General features: G+C 47.3%; 18 protein-coding genes. 13 read left to right on the forward strand and 5 right to left on the reverse strand.

What is annotated here, in order from left to right; all coding sequences use genetic code 11:
- Window positions 1–18: 18 nt before the first annotated feature.
- The 13 genes from HG547_RS00900 (at window position 19) to HG547_RS00960 (ending at window position 17,454) form a co-directional block, all read left to right on the forward strand.
- Complete coding sequence (locus HG547_RS00900; protein WP_169546609.1) at window positions 19–981, forward strand: alpha/beta fold hydrolase; 963 nt, start codon at window positions 19–21, stop codon at window positions 979–981.
- A complete protein-coding gene (gene oleC / locus HG547_RS00905) occupies window positions 981–2,837 on the forward strand; it encodes an olefin beta-lactone synthetase (RefSeq protein WP_169546610.1) in 1,857 nt (618 codons plus the stop codon). The genes HG547_RS00900 and oleC overlap by 1 nt, the downstream gene beginning before the upstream one ends.
- 140 nt (window positions 2,838–2,977) lie before the next feature.
- Window positions 2,978–4,141 carry a 2-alkyl-3-oxoalkanoate reductase gene (gene oleD / locus HG547_RS00910; protein ID WP_248278671.1) on the forward strand — a complete coding sequence of 388 codons (1,164 nt, stop codon included), beginning with the start codon at window positions 2,978–2,980 and terminating at the stop codon, window positions 4,139–4,141.
- A gap of 72 nt (window positions 4,142–4,213) precedes the next feature.
- Window positions 4,214–4,453: a DUF3624 domain-containing protein gene (locus tag HG547_RS00915; protein ID WP_109285294.1), complete on the forward strand. Its 240-nt coding sequence runs from the start codon at window positions 4,214–4,216 to the stop codon at window positions 4,451–4,453.
- A gap of 443 nt (window positions 4,454–4,896) precedes the next feature.
- Complete coding sequence (locus HG547_RS00920; RefSeq protein ID WP_169546611.1) at window positions 4,897–5,874, forward strand: TerC family protein; 978 nt, start codon at window positions 4,897–4,899, stop codon at window positions 5,872–5,874.
- A 168-nt stretch (window positions 5,875–6,042) separates the two neighbouring features.
- Window positions 6,043–7,572: a hypothetical protein gene (locus tag HG547_RS00925; protein WP_169546612.1), complete on the forward strand. Its 1,530-nt coding sequence runs from the start codon at window positions 6,043–6,045 to the stop codon at window positions 7,570–7,572.
- A gap of 249 nt (window positions 7,573–7,821) precedes the next feature.
- Window positions 7,822–8,700 carry an ABC transporter ATP-binding protein gene (locus HG547_RS00930; protein WP_169546613.1) on the forward strand — a complete coding sequence of 293 codons (879 nt, stop codon included), beginning with the start codon at window positions 7,822–7,824 and terminating at the stop codon, window positions 8,698–8,700.
- A gap of 11 nt (window positions 8,701–8,711) precedes the next feature.
- Window positions 8,712–12,269, forward strand: coding sequence for a M1 family aminopeptidase (locus HG547_RS00935; RefSeq protein ID WP_169546614.1), 3,558 nt, complete (start codon window positions 8,712–8,714; stop codon window positions 12,267–12,269).
- Window positions 12,270–12,773: 504 nt separating this feature from the next.
- Entirely contained in the window at window positions 12,774–14,495 is a 1,722-nt protein-coding gene (locus HG547_RS00940; RefSeq protein ID WP_169546615.1) for a phospho-sugar mutase, read from the forward strand.
- 153 nt (window positions 14,496–14,648) lie between these two features.
- Window positions 14,649–15,032: a VOC family protein gene (locus HG547_RS00945; RefSeq protein ID WP_133180568.1), complete on the forward strand. Its 384-nt coding sequence runs from the start codon at window positions 14,649–14,651 to the stop codon at window positions 15,030–15,032.
- A 170-nt stretch (window positions 15,033–15,202) separates the two neighbouring features.
- Window positions 15,203–15,652, forward strand: coding sequence for a GyrI-like domain-containing protein (locus HG547_RS00950; protein WP_169546616.1), 450 nt, complete (start codon window positions 15,203–15,205; stop codon window positions 15,650–15,652).
- Between the two features lie 110 nt (window positions 15,653–15,762).
- The gene (locus HG547_RS00955) at window positions 15,763–16,449 is read left to right on the forward strand and encodes a YafY family protein (protein ID WP_133180563.1); all 687 of its coding nucleotides are present in this window, start codon (window positions 15,763–15,765) and stop codon (window positions 16,447–16,449) included.
- A gap of 75 nt (window positions 16,450–16,524) precedes the next feature.
- A complete protein-coding gene (locus HG547_RS00960; protein ID WP_248278672.1) occupies window positions 16,525–17,454 on the forward strand; it encodes a hypothetical protein in 930 nt (309 codons plus the stop codon).
- 73 nt (window positions 17,455–17,527) lie between these two features.
- On the opposite strand, the gene HG547_RS00965 is transcribed toward HG547_RS00960, so the two are convergent.
- From HG547_RS00965 to HG547_RS00985, 5 genes are all read right to left on the reverse strand, one after another.
- Complete coding sequence (locus HG547_RS00965) at window positions 17,528–17,830, reverse strand: AzlD domain-containing protein (protein ID WP_169546617.1); 303 nt, start codon at window positions 17,828–17,830, stop codon at window positions 17,528–17,530.
- Window positions 17,827–18,522 carry an AzlC family ABC transporter permease gene (locus HG547_RS00970; protein WP_211164513.1) on the reverse strand — a complete coding sequence of 232 codons (696 nt, stop codon included), beginning with the start codon at window positions 18,520–18,522 and terminating at the stop codon, window positions 17,827–17,829. Before HG547_RS00970 ends, HG547_RS00965 begins: the two co-directional genes overlap by 4 nt.
- A 138-nt stretch (window positions 18,523–18,660) precedes the next feature.
- Window positions 18,661–19,497 (reverse strand): AraC family transcriptional regulator, encoded by an 837-nt coding sequence (locus HG547_RS00975; protein WP_169546619.1) that lies wholly within the window; start codon window positions 19,495–19,497, stop codon window positions 18,661–18,663.
- A gap of 169 nt (window positions 19,498–19,666) precedes the next feature.
- Window positions 19,667–20,341: a Vat family streptogramin A O-acetyltransferase gene (locus tag HG547_RS00980; protein WP_169546620.1), complete on the reverse strand. Its 675-nt coding sequence runs from the start codon at window positions 20,339–20,341 to the stop codon at window positions 19,667–19,669.
- Window positions 20,342–20,464: 123 nt separating this feature from the next.
- Complete coding sequence (locus tag HG547_RS00985) at window positions 20,465–21,358, reverse strand: methylated-DNA--[protein]-cysteine S-methyltransferase (RefSeq protein WP_169546621.1); 894 nt, start codon at window positions 21,356–21,358, stop codon at window positions 20,465–20,467.
- Window positions 21,359–21,366 lie beyond the last annotated feature (8 nt).

Below are 21,366 nucleotides of genomic sequence, written 5' to 3' on the forward strand. Positions count from 1 at the left end.
CAAAAGATAGGAAGCGTCATGTTAGACACTCTGTTGCCGTTTAAACGTCATTTTCTTAGCCGTAATGGCAACAAGCTGCATTACATCAATGAAGGCCAAGGTGAGCCTGTGGTCATGGTGCACGGTAATCCAAGTTGGAGTTTTTATTACCGTAATCTCGTGAGCGCCCTTAAGGATACTCACCAGTGTATCGTGCCCGACCATATTGGTTGTGGCCTGTCGGATAAGCCGGATGACAGCGGTTACGACTACACCCTTAAGAATCGCATTGACGATTTAGAGGCGCTGCTCGACAGCCTAAAGGTAAACGAAAACATTACTTTAGTCGTCCACGACTGGGGCGGCATGATCGGCATGGGCTATGCTGCGCGTTACCCTGAACGAATTAAACGTCTGGTGATTTTAAATACCGGCGCCTTCCATTTACCCGAAACTAAACCTTTACCGCTGGCGCTGTGGATTTGCCGTAATACACTGCTTGGCACCGTATTAGTGCGTGGTTTTAATGCATTTTCATCAATTGCCTCCTACGTTGGGGTAAAGCGTCAGCCGATGTCAAAGTACATCCGTGAGGCCTATGTCGCGCCGTTTAACTCCTGGGCGAATCGGATTTCGACCCTGCGTTTTGTGCAGGATATTCCGCTAAAACCGGGTGACAGAAACTATCAGCTAGTGTCGGATATCGCCGCCAGTCTGCCAAAGTTTGCCAAGGTGCCGACACTGATTTGCTGGGGATTACAGGACTTTGTGTTCGATAAGCACTTTTTAGCCAAATGGCGCGAACATATGCCCCATGCACAGGTGCATGAATTTGCCGATTGTGGTCACTATATCCTCGAAGATGCGAGTGATGAGGTGATTACCCATATCAAACACTTTATGGCTGAGGCGCAAACGCCAGCGGCAGAAGTGCAGCGCGTTGAAATGGAACAGGCCACAGAGCCTGAGGCAGAGACTCAAGCGCCACAGGCCTTACATTAATGGCTAGGGTGGAGGATGCGCAGTTCGGCCATGGGACATCTACCGCCGAGCAAGCAAGCGATGCCAATATTTGTCGGCATTTAAAGCAGGCCGCCCATCACATTCCCCATCATCTTGCGGTTGCGGTGCAACAGGGCAAGGGGAAATCCCTTGCCAACCTAACTTACCAAGAACTCGATTTTATTAGCCTCGATAAACAAAGCGATGCCATCGCCTTCGCGCTCAATGCCCATGGGTTGACGCGGGGGATGAAGGCGGTGCTGATGGTCACACCGAGTCTGGATTTTTTTGCGTTAACGTTTGCGCTGTTTAAGGCGGGGATTATTCCCGTGCTGGTTGACCCGGGCATGGGCATTAAAAACCTTAAGCAATGTTTTATTGAAGCTGCGCCCGATGCCTTTATCGGTATCCCTAAAGCCCATATCGCCAGACGCTTATTAGGCTGGGGTAAGGGCAGTGTGCAGCATCTTATCAACGTGGATGTTAATCCACGCGGAGTTGCTGGCACGCTATCGCGCTTACTCACGGGCGCGCCAAGTTTAGCGTCGATACTCTTATCAACAGCTAAGTCGTCTACAACGAAATCATCTACAGCTAAGACATCTACAGCTAAGTCATCTGCGGCTAAATTGCCGGAACAGGCTGAGTATCCTATGGTGCTGCTTAGGCATGACGAGATGGCGGCGATTCTCTTTACCAGTGGCAGCACGGGGACGCCAAAGGGCGTTGTCTATAGCCATGGCATGTTTGAGGCGCAAATTCAGGCGCTAAAACAGGATTATGGCATTGCACATGGCGAGCGTGATTTAGCGACATTTCCGCTATTCTCCCTCTTTGGTCCGGCGCTCGGTATGGCATCGATTGTGCCTGAGATGGATGCCAGTAAACCGATTACGGCCAATCCTGAATTTTTATTTGCCGCCATTGAGAAATACCAATGCAGCAATATCTTTGTCAATCCTGCATTGCTTGAGCGTTTAGGCCGTGCCGGTGAGCAAACCGAGTCGAAGCGCCAACATAAACTCAGCAGTGTGAAACGCGTAATTTCCGCTGGCGCGCCCGCGACCATTGCCTCGATTGCCCGTTTTAGCAAAATGCTCAGTGACGGCGTGCCTGTACTCAATTCCTACGGCGCTACCGAATCCTTACCCATCAGCATGATCGCCAGCGATGAGCTATTTACCACGACTCAAACCACAGATAATGGTGGTGGGATTTGTGTCGGTCGCGCCATCGATGGTGTCAGCATCGAGATTATCGCCATCACTGAAGCGGATATTCCTGAGTGGGATAATGGCCTGCGTCTTAACGCGGGGGAAATTGGCGAAATAGTGGTAACAGGCCCTATGGTGAGCCAGTCCTATTATCGCCGCGAAAAGGCAACGACGGCGGCTAAAATCTGGGACCGCGAGCAGCAAACCTTTAGGCACAGAATGGGCGACCTTGGCTATCTGGACGACAGCGGCCGGTTGTGGATGTGTGGCCGCAAAGCCCATAGAGTGGATGCCACCCAAGGCGGGCAGTGTATTAAACGTTACTATTCCATTCCGAGTGAGCGTATTTTTAATACCCATCCGAATGTGAAGCGCTCGGCGTTAGTGGGGATCAAAGTGAAGGGGCAAGGCGGCGCGAGTGAGATTGAACCCCTCATCTGCATTGAGCTTGACCAATCTTTGGTATGCAATAAGAGCGCGCAGCTCTATCAAGAGCTGATGGCGATTGCCGAGCAGTATAGCCACACTCAGGGGATTAGACGTTTTCTCATTCATCCCGATTTCCCTGTGGATGTGCGGCACAATGCCAAAATATTTAGAGAAAAATTAGCCGTTTGGGCGCAATCGCAAACCAAAGGCTGATGTTCATTTAAGGGACTTTTAACCTTACTCGTCTAGATTTTCTGTTGCTTTTTAGTGGCATAGGGATGAAATATTATTCCATTGCATATAAGCGCTGAACTTAATACTGTAAACGGCACTGTGTGTCTCGGAATAGCAAGATGACCGATAATTGTTCCATTTCTCTCGCCCCTACGGACTTAGAATGTACGCCGTCGCAACCAACAGGCCTAAACCAAGTGGGCGGTGACCAAGCATGTAGCAAATTGAGTCTCGATAAGCGTGAGCAAGTCGCGCTTTATGCCTTGGCGGCTAAGGTCAGCCATGCCTTTGTGACTGGCGCGGGCGGATTTTTGGGTAAGGCGATTTGCCTACGCTTACTTGCTGCTGGGATTAAGGTAACAGGGTTTGCCCGTGGCCATTACCCTGAGCTTGAAGCTCTTGGCGTGACTATGGTACAGGGGGATTTAGCCAATCCTGAGCAAGTCAAACAGGCGATGCAGGGCTGCGATATCGTGTTCCATGTGGCCTCAAAAGCGGGGGTATGGGGCGACAGGGACAGCTATTTTTGCCCTAATGTGAAGGGCGCAGCTAATGTGATTGCCGCTTGTAAAACGCTTAAAATCAGCAAATTAGTTTATACCAGCACCCCTAGCGTGACCTTTGCGGGCGAGGATGAATCGGGTATTGATGAATCGACGCCCTACGCCAGCCGTTTTTTAAATTATTATGCTCACTCCAAGGCGATTGCCGAGAAGATGATGCTCGATGCAAATCAAGCATCGATAACTGCATCGGCGTATGCGCTAAAGACCGTTGCCCTGCGGCCGCATTTGATTTGGGGTCCTGGCGATCCCCACCTTGTGCCGCGGGTACTGGAACGTGGCCGTTTAGGAAAGTTAAAACTGGTTGGCCGTGAAGATAAACTGGTCGATACCATTTATATCGATAATGCGGCTTATGCCCACATTCTGGCGGCCGTTGAGCTTTGCCAAGTCTCGCCTAAGTGCCAAGGGAAAGCCTATTTTGTCAGTAACGACGAGCCTGTAACTATGGCCAAGATGCTGAACCTCATTCTAGCCTGTGATGGGCTGCCGCCAGTGACCGCGCGCGTGCCACAGACACTGGCCTATGTGGTGGGCACAGTGTTAGAAATGACATATCGACTGCTGAATAAGCAAGAAGAGCCGATAATGACCCGCTTTGTTGCCAAACAGCTCTCCTGTAGCCATTACTTCGATATCAGCGCGGCAAAACGGGACTTTGGTTATCATGCCTTAGTGTCGATAGAAGAGGGTATGAGGCGCCTCAAGGCATCGCTCTAGTGCGGTATTTAGCACAGGACAAACTTGGTGATATCTTATGCCGTTACGGTAAGCTAATGGATTAAAACGTTAATGGCGTGCGACGATTGTAATACTTCGATTTTTCGGCAAAAGATTGGCCGCTGCAAACGCTGCATGTGGCAGTTGACGTTGCTGTCGCTTATCGGTTGGCCTTTGTGGTGGTATCTCTACAGTGACGCTCCTCGAGAGGTCAACTCCATCGCCTTACTGTTTTTCTGCTTAGCCTTTAGTGGCCTGTTGTTACTGCATCTTGTGGTATTAGTCGCGCGCCGTCTGCTCGGGCGTGAGTAGTTTTTCACTTCCCATCGAATCTCCTTTTTATCCTTTGTGGTGAGTGGTCACACTCGCCATTAACGCTATTTCAAACGGCCATGCTTGCCCGCGAACTTTTTCATTTTCGCTTAATGCTCAAGTGTTACACAGTGCGCTGAAACAGCTCGCTTTTCACACCGTTAGCGCAAACGCTATCGATTTGTGCTGGCTAAGGCGTGAGTATTGATGAGTCCGTGAGCGTTAGGACTAGGCTTAAATCTGATAAGAGTACGATAAATGTTCCGAAGAGAGGGTCTAGTGCAACTAGTTGTTTTGGCTGTTTAGTATGGATTTAAACAAATTTTAATCTGCTATTTTAAACTTTTTACCCTGTTTCACTGTTTTTGGTGTCGCTAAGTATTAAGATCGAGCATGGCGATGTGGCCGAGAAAACTCGGTATTTTTAGGTTTTAGGGAGTGTTATGGAGTTTTTTACCACGCTATTTGTGGGTTACCCGATATGGGTTTGGTTAATGTTTTTTGGCTTTGTGTTGGCATTGTTAGCCTTTGACTTAGGCGTGCTACACAAAGAGCAACACGAAATTACCGTGGCAGAGAGTCTTAAGTTATCGGCCTTTTATATCTGTATGGGTCTGTTGTTCGGCGCTTGGTTATGGTGGTACAAGGGTTCGACCGCGGGGATGGAATACTTCACGGGTTACCTTATCGAAAAATCCTTATCTATGGATAACGTCTTCGTTATCGCGCTTATTTTCAGTAGCTTAGGCATTCCCCGTCTGTATCAACACCGAGTGTTATTCTGGGGGATCATGGGCGTTATTGTGCTACGTGCCATTATGATTGGCTTAGGCGCGGCACTGGTGGCGCAATACCAAGGCGTGTTGGTGTTATTCGGCCTGTTCTTGATTTTCACCGGTATTAAGATGCTCTTTTCCGATGATGAGCATGGTGATATCCAAGATAATAAGTTTTACAAATGGTTACGCTCTAAAATGCGTTTTACCCCAAGCCTTCATCAAGAGAAGTTTTGGGTAAGGGGAGAGGAGCATCAACTCCGCAAAGGCTGGTGGGCAACGCCTCTATTCTTGGCGTTGATCTTAGTCGAAACCGCGGATCTGGTGTTTGCGGTGGACAGTATTCCGGCGATTTTTGCGATTACCCAAGATCCCTTTATCGTCTATACCTCTAATATCTTTGCTATTTTAGGTTTGAGGGCATTGTATTTCGCCCTCGCGGCCATGGTGCATCGTTTCGAGTACCTCAAGTATGCGCTATCGGTGGTATTGGTGTTTATCGGTGTAAAAGTCGGACTGGTGTACTTTAATCATGAAGGCATTGTGGACTTTAAAATCCCAACGGCCTTATCCCTTGGTGTCACCTTCGGCCTCTTGCTGGCGGGGGTATTATTCTCCCTGTGGAAGACGCGCGAGCAGAAGTAAGCTCCTAATGACTTAGGAATCGATCAAGGCCATTTAGCCCATGCTAAATGGCCTTTTTACTTCTGTGGAAGGCAAAATCGCGACTTGGAAAATTAGTCTATGCTTAATTGGCATTGCCATGGTGCGGTGCAAACCCTAAAGATGACGAATACTTTCAAGGATGAAGCGATGAAACTACCTCTTGCGAGTTTATTGATTGGCGTTTTGCTCGGAGCCAATGCCCACGCCGCTGGAACTCAAACCAGCCAAACACCAGCCCCTTCAAGCTCCACTTGTACAGGAACTTACCCGAGTTACTTTCAAGACCCAGCCTTTGCCAAAACCGGCATGTGGGATAATCAAGTAATCATTAATCAGGCCTATCCTGGTTGGAAAGGGCCCATTTTTCAGTTAAGTGATGCCTACTCCGCAGCCAAAGTCGATCAGCAAATGCCATGGCTCAAGTTCAATCCCTTCGATAAAAATCTCTCCGAAAAGGATAAGAACACCCAAGCTTGGAATTATCTTTGGGCCGTTATGCAGTATATCCAAGCGGGCAATATCGACAGTGGTGATGTTAATACCGACTGGGATCTGTGTAATAACAAGGTACGTTCTTGGTACCATATTCCTTATCAAACCTACGATCCCATGAGTGGACGCGAATTTATCCATGGATTAACCCGTGAAGCACCCGTCACTATGGCGGTGAAAGACCAAGGCGATATTAAAACCACCATGTGGGCCGTCGGCTTTTATAACCCTCAGGCTGCGGGCAGCTTAGCTAAGGTGTGGACGGGGGCTGCTGCACCTGTGATGCCCCAAGCCAATTTTGCCTTTAATGAAGGCAGTGTGATTGGCAAATTGCTGTTTACTACGGCTACGCCCAATAATTACCCCTTCTTAGAGAATGTGCCTGTATGGCAAGCTAATATCAGTTCGAGTGATTTTTGTGAGTGTAAAAATGCCGATGGTAGTGCCTGTAGCTTCCAGCAAGAAACAGAGCAGTGTCCACGTTCGGTCGCCGATGTGTACTTGCTACAGTTTGATATCGCGGTACGTGACAGCCGCTCCCCAGTAGGCTGGGCCTATGGCACCTTTGTGGCCGACGGCCAATTTAAGGCAAAAGAGAAAAATCCGTGGAACCGTATCTCACCCCTTGGACTTATGTGGGGCAATGATACCCCTCCTGTAAACTTGGGCGCGGCTGCCTTTCCACAAAATCCGGTGTCAGGCCTTAAAGATAGCGCGGTGTTTCAAGAGGTGGTTGGACGATTAAATGAGAAAACCAATGCAGGGCATCTAGGGTGTAATGGCAGGTTAAACGGTCCAGCAGATAATGCCCTAAGTAGCTGCTTATCTTGCCATCAAACGGCTTCCGTGCCCGATAGCAGCAATAATACCCCAGCGATTATGTACCAATTTGCTTCCTACCAAGAGCCTGGAAGCGGCCAATGTATGACGACGCCGAGTAAGCTCGATCTGGCTATCGACCAAGTTTACTTTAAGTCCTTCCAATGCTCTGAATCCTTCAATGGCCCTAAAAATATTGTGCCACTGCCGCAATATGCGCAGGGACAAACACAATGGATCTCCACGGATTTCTCTTTGCAGTTGAGTATCAGTCTGACTCAGTGGCAGGAATGGCAACAGGATCAGGAAAATCTGAAGAAGAATATTAAAGTGCGCGTGTTTGATGGCACGCTGCCTTCCCGTTAACACGTGATTTATGTAAGGAATTGTATTTAGCGTTTGCTATAGGGATAAACTTACATCATTGACTATTATCAGTCATTTCAATATTGAAGGGCCCATTTCGGGCCCTTTGCTTTTAATTCTATCGATTGTTTCTCTTTGCATTATTTAGTTAGTCATTCGGTAAGTGCATGAATACATTAGTAACTGCTGTTTTGGTTAATTATTTGTGATAACTTGGCGTTATTTTGAACATAAAAGCAAGAGGGAAGCATGCTAACAATTACTGATTTAACCAAAACCTATGATAACGGCGTTAGGGCGCTCGATGGGGTTAACTTAACTATTTCGAAGGGTATGTTTGGCCTACTAGGACCGAATGGAGCGGGTAAATCCTCTTTGATGCGAACTATTGCTGCACTTCAAAGTGCTGACAGTGGCAGCATCGTTTTCGACGGTATTGATGTCTTAGCGGACCCACAGGCATTGCGTAAAACCTTAGGTTATTTACCACAGGATTTTAATGTTTATCCGCGAATTAGCGCCTTTGACTTATTGGACCACCTAGCGGTGTTAAAAGGCATCAATCAGAGCAAGCAACGCAAAGAAATCGTGGAGGGCTTATTGGCCCACACTAACTTATACCAACATAAAAATAAGGCGGTAAGTGGCTTTTCCGGCGGTATGCGGCAACGTTTTGGGATTGCTCAGGCATTACTAGGCGATCCTAAATTATTGATTGTTGATGAGCCAACCGCAGGGCTCGATCCTGAAGAGCGCAATCGTTTTCACAATTTGTTAGTGAGTTTGGGCGAGGAAAAAGTGGTTATCCTCTCAACTCACATTGTTGAGGACGTGTCGGAGCTCTGCCCGAATATGGCGGTGCTAGCCTCGGGAAAAATCCTATTACAGGGAAATCCGCAGCAATTAGTCAGTGAGTTAACTGAGAAGATTTGGACTAAAACCGTTGATCAGGCTGAAGCGCAACAACTTGAGAATGTATTGCCGGTCATCTCAAAACGATTACTTGCCGGTCGAACGATATTAAATGTGATGGCTGATACATGCCCTGAAGGGTTTACGCCAGCCGCTGCTGGGCTTGAGGATTTGTATTTCTCAACCTTGCACAGCCATCGCCATCAGGCAGCTTAAGGAGACTCCCTATGCTGTTATCTATGTTGAGATTTGAGTGGCGTTATTATTTGCGTCAGCCATCATTTTACGTTGTTTCTTTTTTATTGTTTTTAATGAGCTTTTTATCAGTTGCCTCCAATAATATTCAAATTGGTAGCGGTGGTGAAGTGTTGAAAAATAGCCCTTTTGGTATTAGCCAAACCTTGCTCATCATGGGGCTTATCTCTATGTTTGCTGTTGTAAACTTTGTCGGTAGCACCGCCATTCGTAATCATCAGAATTTAATGGAGGAGCTGATTTACAGTAAACCACTATCGCCTTTCGCCTATCAATTTGGGCATTTTTTAGGCAGTTTTATGGTAGTGCTTGCCGTATTCGCCTTTGTACCAATTGGCTTGATATTAGGTTCATTTATGCCTTGGGTTGACGGGAGTCGCTTTGGCCCCTTTGTCCTTAGCCACTATTTGATCCCTTATTTGCAGTTATCGGTTCCAAGTTTACTGCTTATCTCATGCCTATTTTATGCCATGGCAAGCCGTTTCCGATCTTTGATGGCCTTATATTTGACGGCCGTGGCTATGTTGGTGCTTTACACGCTGACAGGCGAAATGGCGAGCCAACCGCAGTATCGTACTATCGCGGCATTACTCGACCCCTTTGCACTTCGTACCTTCGCTGAAGTGACCCGTTATTGGACGATTAGTGAGAAGAATCACCAGTTACTCGAGTTGTCAGGACTCGTGCTACAAAATCGAACACTGTGGCTTGCGATCGCCTGCGTATTACTGGCTTTGTCAGGGATTTTCCGCCAGCCCACATTAACGAAAAAGCGCGATAAAAAATCCACCAAAGTTGAAAAGATCCCTGAGTTAGTCCCTTTATCTAGACTATCGACTCGCACTGAAATTAACGCGCGCTTGCAATTTTGGACTCGGGTTAAATTTGAGGTGAAGCAAGTGCTGTTTACTGCCCCCTTTTTGGTACTAGGGGTGTTAACAGTATTCAACTTAGTAGGCCCAATGTTTGATGATTTTGGATGGTACGGTACCTCTAACTGGCCTTTAACTCAGGATATGGTGGATAACATTGCCGGTGCGACCGGATTATTAATGGTTATCGTACTGATTTATTACAGCGCGGAAATTGTCTGGCGTGAACGCACCTCTGGCATGGGAGATATTGTTGATAGTGCGCCTGTATCTAACCTATGTTTTTGGGCGTCAAAGTTAGTTGCTGTACTTATTGTGATGACCTTGCTGTATGTGCTGGCGATGTCAACCACAATAGTGTTCCAACTGATAAAGGGCCAAGGTAATTTAGAATTATCTCAATACCTTATTCGTCTTGGGTTTTATTACTTACTGCCATTATTGCTCTCTTCAATACTGGCATTTTTCTTACAAGTGCTTAGCCCGAACAAATATGCAGGTATGGGGCTGTTTGTGGCTTATTACCTGACGACATTCGTGATGGCAAATTGGGGATTTGGCCATAGTTTGTATAACTTTGCCCAATCACCTAGCTTAAGTTACTCGGATATGAACGGTTATGGTTGGGGTCTGCTAAGCCATAGTTTGTATATGGTTTATTGGGGCGCTTTTAGCTTAATACTGTTCGTGTTGGGCTATGGTTTATACCACAGAGGACCGCAACAAAGTCTTAAAACTCGATTAGGATTATTGGGTTATCAGCTTGGTCTCAGTGGCAAGGCCATTGTTGTGGCGGGCTTAGTGATATTTATTGGATCTGGTAGTTACCTGTTCTATCAAACTAAGGTGGTTAATCATTACCTTACCCAAGAAGAAACTACAGATTTACAAGCCGATTACGAAAAGACGTTCAAACAATATCAAGGCATGCCTATTTTAGTGACCACTAAGGTTAATGCGAATATCGATATTTTTCCTGAGCAACGCAAAATAGCCGCTAAAGTAATGTTTGAATGGCAAAATAAATCGGATAAGCCAATTGAAAAGATGCTGGTACAACTGCCCGAGCACACCCAAGCGGACACGGTAAAGATCACTATTCCCAATGCGACGTTAGGCGAGTTTGATCGTCGTTTCCGTAATACCTGGTTAAGTTTTTCTGCGCCAGTGTTGCCTGGGCAGACAGTTGCAGGAAATATCGAATTAGTGCGTGAGTCTGTCGGTATTGCCGAGTCTGGCTTTGATTTGTCTGTCGTAGAAAATGGCACTTTTATCAATAATCTTGAGCTATTACCCTTATTTGGTTATCAAGATGGTTACGAGCTTATGGATCGCCATGAGCGCCAAAAACGCGGACTGACAGAAAAAGAGCGGGCGAACAAGCTGGAAGACAGTCGTTATTATCGACAAAACTTCTTTGGCGTAGATGGCGACTTTATCCAATTTGAAGCGACGGTTTCGACCAGTACTGACCAAATTGCCCTCGCGCCAGGTTATTTGCAAAAGCAGTGGCAGCAAGATGGTCGCCAGTACTTCCATTATTTAATGGACAGTCCAATGGTGAACTTCTATGCCATTATCTCCGGTCGTTACCAAGTTGAAAAGGTTGAACATAATGGGATTGCCGTTGAGGTCTATTACCATGTGGATCATCCTTGGAACGTAGCTCGGATGGTGGAGTCGGTTAAGGATTCCATCGATTATTACACTGTGGCATTTGGCCCGTATCAGCATAAGCAAATGCGTATTATGGAGTTTCCTGGATACCGAAGTTTCGCACAAAGTTTCGCGAATACTGTGCCTTACTCCGAGCGTATTGGCTTTATTACTGATTTACGCAATGAGGATAATATTGACCCTGTATATTATGTCACTGCCCATGAAGTCGCTCACCAGTGGTGGGGACACCAAGTGGGGGCTGCGGATGTTCAGGGCAGTGCGGTGATCTCCGAAAGTCTGTCACAGTATTCGGCGCTGATGGTGTTAGAGCATAAGTATGGCGATAAAATGATCCGCAAGTTCTTGAAATATGAGCTTGATCGCTATCTGCGTGGCCGTTCATCAGAGCCGATAAAAGAACAGCCGTTATTGCGTAGTGAAAACCAGCAGTACATTCATTATCAAAAAGGTTCTGTGGTGATGATGGCTATTAAGGATGTGTTGGGTGAAGCTAAGCTAAACGCTAACCTCAAAGCCTTCTTAACTCGCTATCAGTACCGTAACGATCCTTTCCCTACCACAGTAGATTTAGCGAGTTATCTCAAGCAGGGAACAGATGATATTCAGTCGCGTTTTATCGATGAATCTTTCAATGACATCACGCTCTATGATTTGCGATTAACGAATGCAGTGGCAACGGTTCTTCCTAATGGCAAAACGCAAGTTGAATTAACTATTTACGCGAGTCGTAAAGTTGCCAGTGGTAAAGGTGAAGAAACCGAGCAGCCTTTGGATATGCAGGTTGATATCGGGGCATTTAGTGTAGACCCAGATAAGCTAAAAGATGAAAAGCAAATTTTGTTGCTTGGAAAACATCATTTAGTCAGTGGCGAAAATAAACTCACTCTTACGTTGGATGAAAAACCAAGCTATGTCGGTGTCGATCCCTTTGTGAAATTGATTGACCGCGACGCGAGGGACAACATCTTTAAACTGTAAATGACTAGGGCGTGTTGATGTTTTGGGAATTTTTGCCGAAATAGCTTGGTGTTTCTGCAAGGCAATGTTCATGCAATGTCGTTATTCTCCTTTATTGGACAATAACACTGCAGAAACGCCAACCAAGCCCTGCCACAAGGGGCAATATTGAATTTCGAAACTTCACATGTCCTAATCAAAACGGCTCTACAACTCACGCACTATCTGGCTTAAAGCATGGATAGTGCGTATTTTATTCTGTTAGCGGTTATTTAGCTTCACCGTTCTAGGGCTATTAAGCAACTAAGCGTAAGACGCTTGTATTGCTTAGGGCTGGGTTAGCGTCCAGTTATGTGAATCTCCAAGAGTATTGATTTCACTTTGTAAATCAATGGTTAAATCGCTCAAAAACTCATCCTGAAAGATTAAAACTCATGGGATGACGGTGAAATTAGTGCAAATTTGCTTGTTCTTCGGCATGGATTTTCCTAAGGTAATTGAAAATGATTTTCACTGAGGCCCCCTATGAATACCCATTTGCAATTACAGGTTAAGCATTGGCTCGAAAATGACCCCGATCTCCGCACTCAAGTACAACTGCAAGCCTTAATCGATGCCGGAAATGATGCCGAACTCGAAGCTCGTTTTGCGGGACGTTTAGAATTTGGAACCGCCGGATTACGCGGTGTGGTGGGCGCAGGTCCCATGGGCATGAATCGCCTAGTGATCCGCCAAACATCTGCTGGGCTTGGTGCCTATTTACTCGAACAAATTAAAGATGCCGCCGAGCGCGGAGTTGTGATTGGTTACGATGGCCGCCACGATTCACGCACTTTCGCCCATGATACCGCCAGTGTGCTCACCGCGATGGGGATTAAAGTGCGCCTCACCGCCAAAGTGGCGCCAACGCCGCTGGTGGCCTTTGGGGTTAAGCATTTTAATGCCGCTGCGGGTATTGTGGTGACCGCCAGCCATAACCCGCCACAATACAATGGCTACAAAGTGTATTGGGAAAACGGCGCGCAGATTATCCCGCCCCATGACTCAGGTATCGCCGCTCAAATTGAGCTGGCGGCAACTCAAGCTATTCCGTTTATGGATCAGGTGGAGGCGACCAAACAGGGCAAGCTTATCTGGTTGCAGGACGATTATTACGAAACCTATCGCCGCGGCGTGATGCACGCCAATGTGCTGCAAAATAACACCGCGCCCGAAAAAGTCAGTCTTGCCTATACCGCGATGCACGGTGTGGGTGCTGAAATGGCTGAAACCGTGCTCAAGGATGCGGGTTTTACCCAAGTCTATTCGGTGGCGGCGCAGCGCGAGCCCGATGGGGATTTCCCAACGGTTAACTTCCCTAATCCGGAAGAAAAGGGCGCGATGGACTTAGTCATCGCCGAAGCGAAAAAGCATGGCACCATGCTCGCCTGTGCCAATGACCCCGATGCCGATAGATTTGCGGTTGCTGTACGCAAAGATGATGGCGAATATCAAATGCTAACGGGTGACCAAGTAGGCGTGCTCTTTGGTCATTATCTGTTAAGCCATGCGAGCAAGGATCAACGTCTGGTGGGCACCACCATAGTGTCTTCTAGTTTGTTATCTAAAATTGCCAAAGGCTTTGGCGTTGAAAGCTATACCACGCTCACCGGTTTTAAGTGGCTGATGAATGTGGGAATTGCGCAGAGTCAGCCTGACAATCAATTTCTGTTTGCCTACGAAGAGGCACTGGGTTACACCGTGGGTAGCATGGTGTGGGATAAGGACGGCCTGTCAGCTCTCGTCGCCTTCGCCCAATTAACCGCCGAGCTTGCCGCCAAAGGGCAAACCATTTGGGATAGACTCGAGCAGATTTACCGCGAGCAGGGGTTCCATCTCAATGCCCAAGTCAGCATTGCCTTAAAACCCGACACGCCCAATATCGGCGCCTATCTGCGTGAACATCCGCCGTTAGCAATTGGTGAGCATGCCGTGGTGTCGACTGATGATCTCAAGGCGTTAGAGCGCCGTTTTGCCGATGGCAAGGTCGAGAAAATCAATCTGCCCGCCAGTGATGTATTAACTTATCGCTTAGCCAATGGCGCGCGGGTGATAGTACGGCCGTCGGGTACTGAGCCTAAAATTAAGTGCTATTACGAGGTAGTCGAACCTATGACGGCGCAAGACACCTTAGCCAGCGCCCAAGCTCGGGCTACTCAGGCGATGGAGGCGTTTATTTCAGCCCATCAGGCGAGTTTGCCTAAATAAGCGCCTTGAGCGCACTCAATAAAATCAGCTTCACTCAAAGGCTACTGACATGATGTTGTCAGTAGCCTTGTTTTATTCTTGTTGTCGTCCGCTGGTGAATCACATTTATAACATGATGAATCATTGGCATTTTTCAACAAGGAGAAAGTGAAAATGTTATCAATTGCACCGTTAGTCTGGGGTGAAATTCCTGTCAGTGATATGGATCGTGCTATCGCTTTTTATCAACAACATTTCGGGGTTGAATTTAAGCGTGACGATATGGAAGACATGCAATACGCCACGATTGAAACAGAGGATGAAGGCGCACCAAGCATTGGCCTCGTTAAATGCAGCATGAGCAAACCGTCGATGGACGGTAGCACTGTATACCTGCATTTCAGCGCGCAATTGCAACCTTTAGTGGATAAACTCGTGGCCGCCAATGTGACTATGTTATTGCCTGTGACGCCTATCAAGGACGGCAGTTGTGGTTATATCGCGCTGTTTGTGGATAGCGAAGGCAATAAAGTCGGCCTCTGGTCGCAAAATCAGTAATGAATATCCTAAAGAGTCGTGCCTTGGCACGGCTCTTGGTACTGATTTTTAAGCAGTTCTTTAATTTAAGTGGATAAAGTCAGTTCTGCGGATAATAGCGACGAGCAATAACGTCTAGCGATAGCCTTAAACAAGCAACAGCAAATTTCAGTGATGAAGGTGAAAGGATAATGGAACAGGTTTTTATGGCGGCTCAACCTATGCTTGGGCTGAGTACGCGCACCAATAATAACGCCGAAATGGCGGCTGAGGGCGGCAAGATTGCAGCGCTTTGGCAGACATTCTTTGAGTCATCACAACTCACGACGATGCTCGACTCTCCCATGTATGGGGTTTACTACGACTATGAATCCGATATGACGGGAGACTATTCGGTTTTAGTGGGTAAAAGCGTTGAGTCTGTCAGCGAGACCGGCCCTTTTACTGCGTTGCTGCTACGTGAGGGAAATTACCTTAAGTTCAGTGCCGAGGGGGAAATGCCCCACTGCGTAGTTGACCTTTGGGGACAGATTTGGCAGTACTTTAGTGCGCCTGATTGCCCACACCAGCGTGATTATCAAACAGATTTTGAAGTGTATCGAAGCGCCGATAAGGTCGAGATTTATATCGGGATTGTGTAGGCTGAATCCATAACACTGTGCCAATACACTATCGCTTGGGCTGGCCCACTTTAGCGGGTAAGATCCCTTAACTTTCGCAGCCAAGCCAATTTAAGGTGTGATTACTGTCCATGCGCCGTGCCGACCGCCTATTTCAAATAGTGCAAATTCTTAAACATCGACGACTGACGACCGCCCAAGAGCTGGCGGATCGTTTAGAAGTCTCGACCCGTACAGTGTACCGCGATGTACAGGATTTGTGTTTGAGCGGCATTCCCATTGAAGGGGAGGCGGGCGTGGGTTATCTCTTACGCCACGAAGTGAATGTGCCGCCACTGATGTTTAACGAGGCCGAATTAGAGGCGATTCAAGTTGGCATGCGCATGGTGCAAACATGGGGCGGCAAAGAGCTTGGCAGCGCGGCGCGTCAGGCGATGATAAAAGTGGAGGCCGTACTACCTAAGCGTTTGCAAGCCTATCAATCCTTGATGTTTTCGCCGGATTTTTATTTAGATTCCAACGAGTTTCAGTTTCTCGATCCGCTGCGTAATGCGGCACAGCGCCGTGAATACGTCAAACTCTTCTATCAAGATGTGAATAAAGCGCTGACCGAGCGCGAAGTGCGGCCGCTGGCCATCTATTTTTGGCGTGGCACTTGGACCTTGCTGACTTGGTGTGAATTACGCCAGGATTTTCGTAACTTTCGGGTCGATCGTATCACTGGGTTATTAAGGCTTAACCGCCATTTTGAACCGACGCCCGGGCAGGAATTAGAGGATTATATTTGTCTGATGGATTCACAAAATGCACAAAAATAGTGCAGTCTATTACTCGCTGTTGATACGTTCTGCTAGAATCAAACGATAGGGACAGCTTTCATATATGTAGTGGGCATGTACATGATGATATTTAGGCATTTTAGTTTTTTAATTATGCTGGTTTATATTGGTACATGCTTTTTTCCTTCACAGTCATTCGCAACTGACGCTTTTATCATTAATCCTCCCGAGTCCGATAATGATCATAGATATCAATATACCTATGATCTATTGGCATTGGTTATTGATGCAACTAAGGATGATTTTGGTGAGGCTACGCTAGAGATGTCTGGTGTTGTGATGAGTCGAAATCGAATCTTTAGGGAGTTATTAGAAGGTAAAAATATTAATGTAATGGCAGAGGCCTCTAATGCTACTTGGGATCAGCAGCTTATTCCCGTAAAAATACCAATCCGCAAAGGGATCCAAGGATTTAGACTATTTATTATCAAGAAAGATAATTTACCACTGATGGCGAATGTAAAGACTTTAGCAGAGTTAATGGCATTAGATACGGGCTCGGGTAGTCAATGGTCGACTAAAGTTGCCATGCAAAAAGCAGGATTCAATGTGATAGAGAGCACTCAATATGATAATTTATTCAATATGTTATCTGTTGGGCGTTTTGTTACATTTGGTCGTGGAGTTAATGAAATCTTTCAGGAAGTGGAGCAATTTAATAAAAAATATCCCGATTTAATCGTAGACGATAATATTTTACTTTATATTCCATTAGCTACCTATTATTACGTATCTCCAAGTCAACCTCGTTTAGCAAAAAGAATACAAGTCGGCCTACAGCGAATTATTGAAAATGGCCAGTTTGATACATTTTTTTACCAAAGACACTGTGATCTTTTATTAAAAAGCAATATTAATCGCAGGATCGTTTTTAAGATTAATAATCCACTGGTTTCTGAGGCGGAAATGACATCTATTGTTGGCAAGGACTTCTTAATCAATCCAAGTAGTGACTTTTCGACTTTATGTAAAAAATATCATTAAGTCACTATTCTCTTGTATTTTAGCTTTGCCTTATGGCTATTTTTACGGTTGTATAGACGGTAAGATTAACGCCTTAATGAATAGTGAAAAATAATCCCATACTCAGCACTGTGGTCAATAGGGTATTACGCGTGACAAATGCTAATAACGTTGCGACCACAGCGCATATCAAGTAGCTGTTATCTAAGCTTAAATCGAGTTTCCCTTCCTGCACAAATACGATAGGTGCAAAGATGGCCGTGAGTACGGCGGGCGCCGAATAACTCAAAAATGTCTGGGTATTTTTACTCAGCCTTAGCGGCAGTTTGGGCTCGAGCAGTAAATGCCGACTGATAAACACCACCGCCGCCATTGAAAAAATCATTAACCAGATCATAGGGTTTCCTCCGCTTGAATGGCGGTTGTGTCGGTTTTGGGGGCTGGTTTATCTTCGCCCGTGACTTTGGCATAGAGCACGCCAGCGCTCATTCCCGAGAGGGCGGCAATTAACAGTCCCGCCTGAATATCCAGTACGGCGCATACCACGGCTAAGGTGAGCGAAACCAGCACACAGACTAAGATGGACGGCTTTTTCACTGTGGGGACCACTAAGGCAATAAAGGTCGCGGCAATGGCAAAGTCGAGCCCTAATTCGCCTAGGTTATCGATGGCATTGCCGGCGATAATGCCGAGCAGGGTGGCGAGGTTCCAACCGAGGTAAAAACTCAGGCCGCCGCCCAGCGCGTACCAAGGATCGAATTTATGCAGCTTGCCTTGGTTGGCGATGGCAAAGAGTTCATCGGTCAATAAAAAGCCCAGACTGAGGCGCCATTTCAGTGATAAGGGGCTGATTTGGCTGCGCATCGCCATGGCATACAGCAAGTGACGCGAAGTGATCAGCAAAGTCGTGATTAAAATGCTCCACAGACCAATCCCCGCCTTAACCATACCGAGTGCGACCAATTGTGCGGCGCCCGCAAAAATAATGGCCGACATGGCCTGACTTTCTATTGGTGTCAGACCGACCTCAATCGCGAACGAGCCTGCGAGGATCCCCCAAGGCACCACGGCAATAGTGAGTGGCAACATAGCGAGTGTGCCCTTGAAAAACGCCTTGGTCTTACTGGATGAATGGGTATGGACAATATACGGCTCAGACACTCTGACTCCTCACAACGGCTGGGATAAAAAGAATATAAGGGGTTAAGACTAACGTAAAATCAGGGCTTAAGCTTGGATAATATTGCGGCCAATCCCCTTGGCAAATTGCCCTGGGGTGATCCCGACAGTCTTTTTAAAATGGCGGTTTAAATGGCTTTGATCATGGAAACCACATTCCATGGCAACATCCAGCAGTTTGATTCCTTGGCCTATTTTCTGTTTTGCCAGTCTGACTCTAGCTTGAGTCTGATAGGCGTGGGGCGGCAGACCATAACAACGTTGGAATTGTCTGAGCAAATAATAGGGGCTTAATCCCGCGAGTGTTGCCAACTCTTCGAGGGAGATATCGGCCGCTGGATGATCGTCAATAAAGGATTTTACCAGTGCTAACGCAGGCTTAGCGTTTGCTGCCAACTGGTCACAGGGATAATTACGGCCATGGCGCGCCATAAGTTGCGTCAGGCTCGAATAGACCAGACTTTCGCGCAATAGCCTATTGTCCGAGGTATCTAAGGTGCTAAAGGTGAGGCGCAGCAATTCGGCAAGCTCGGGATCCTGCACTACGGGTTGCGGGAAATAGGGCGCGCCGCGACTTGAAGTGAACTCCTGAGTCATATTGGCAAATTGAGCAGGGACGGGATACATAGCACGATAGGACCAGCCGTCCTCGGTGGCGCTACAACCATTATGCACTTCGTCGGCATTGACAAGAATAATGCTGTGCTTGGGTGCTACATGGTTGCCACCAGTGCGATAAAAACGCTGGGCACCCGTTTCTATTACGCCAACCGTGTAACCTTCGTGGGTATGGCGGCTAAAATTTTGCTTATGGTAGCGGGCATTAAGTAGCTCAAGGCCCCCAAGCTCATTGGCGATGTGGTAGGCCGCATGTTCAGTGTTCATTCGGCCTCCTTTATCGACTGGATGAATGGGCGAGTTGGTTTATCAAGACCAAGGCGTTTAACGCTTGTTTTGCCAGATAGTAACCCAGAACGCCTCGACACTTTTGTACAAAATTGCGCTTTGCCGTGTTTTTTGGGAAGTTCTGTGCGTTGTTTTCTGACACCAACGCTTAGGACCGCGTATGTATCCCATCGGCCACGCGGGCTAATTGGCTAAGATCGGCGCCTACAATGGCAGGTAAATGCTCGCTGATTTTCTCAATCGGCCAGTCCCACCACGCAATGGCGAGTAATGTGTCTATTACTTCGGGCTCGAATCGCAATTTAATCACAGTCGCGGGGTTGCCGCCGACAATCGCATAGGGCGGCACATCCTTAGTGACCACGGCTTGGCTGGCAATAATGGCGCCGTGGCCGACGTTGACGCCGGGCATAATGGTGGCGTTATAACCTATCCACACATCATGGCCTATGTGGGTGTCGCCCTTAAAGGGTAAATCCTCGGGCGCTGGCGCCGCCTTCTCCCAACCATTGCCGAAGATATAAAAGGGATAAGTGGAAAAGCCCGACACTTGGTGATTGGCGCCATTCATTATGAATTTAACGTCCCGTGCAATGGCACAAAATTTACCGATAATCAGCTTATCGCCAATAAAGTCAAAGTGATAAAGCACATTTGACTCGAAACGTTCTGGCCCCGCAGGGTCGTCATAATAGGTGTAATCGCCGACGATAATAGTGTCGCGGCTAATGAAGTTCTTCAGAAAACCCACCTGAGGAAATCCTTTTAAGGGGGATTTGTCATTCGGGTTTGGTCCCTGTTGGGATGGGGAATGCGTCGGCATGTTTGCCTCCCTGATGATTTAATTGTTAAGAATTGGGTCGTCGCGCAGTTAGAATTAGAGCTAAGTTAAGAGTCGAGCGCCGTTAAGCACTGGAATGCTCAGTTACACCTGCTGGTGAATCTTTTACTCACTATAGGCCGCTTCCCTTGCCAATATGACATGTTTACGGGTTTCACCCCAGCGATAACCGCTAAGTTCACCAGTTTGGCGTAGCACCCGATGGCAGGGGATAAGTAATGCCACCGGATTAGCGCCAATCGCCGTACCGACCGCGCGTGAGGCCTTAGGCTTACCAATGGCCTTGGCAATATCACCGTAGGAGGCGACTTCTCCCTTAGGTAAATTCAGTAGGGCGCGCCACACATTAAGCTGAAAATTAGTGCCTTTTACCCAGAGTGAGAGCGGGGAAGGCTCACCTTGGTGAATAGTTTGAGTGCTGGATGCTATTGAACTAAGCTTTTTGGCACTCGTGTCAGCAAAGTACTGGCTAAAGAGGTGATCAATTAAGCTTGCTGTTTGCGCTGTGTCCTCATAAATGGTGGCCTGACTCCAGCTCTGCTTTAAACGTTCTAATGGCAATTGAATTTGCAGCATATCGACAAAATCAAACTGGCAAATGCCCCGGGCTGTTTGGGCGATAAAGGCTAAACCGAAGGGCGTAGGATGATAGCCATAGGCAATGTTGATCCCTAAACCCTGCTGGCGATATTCGAAGGGGGTGACCGCCTCGAGTTGCACAAAATGATCGTATAAGCGCGAGCCACTGCTCAGGCCTAACTCATAACTGGCACTCAAGGTCGAGTGGGACGGCTGCTGCAATAACTGTTTTGCCCGTTCTAGGGTTAAGGCCTGCAAGTAACGCTTGGGAGTGATCCCCGCCCAGCGACTAAAGAGCCGCTGGAAATGGAATTCACTTAAATGGACGTGCGCCGCAATCTCCGCCAGTGAGGGTTGATGACCCACATGCTGACGAATAAAGTCAATGGCACGCGCAATTCGCTCGTAATCTTGGGTCATCGTTATCC

Origin of the sequence: Shewanella sp. DNRA4 (genome assembly GCF_012843185.1) — a bacterium.
Classification (GTDB): domain Bacteria; phylum Pseudomonadota; class Gammaproteobacteria; order Enterobacterales; family Shewanellaceae; genus Shewanella; species Shewanella xiamenensis.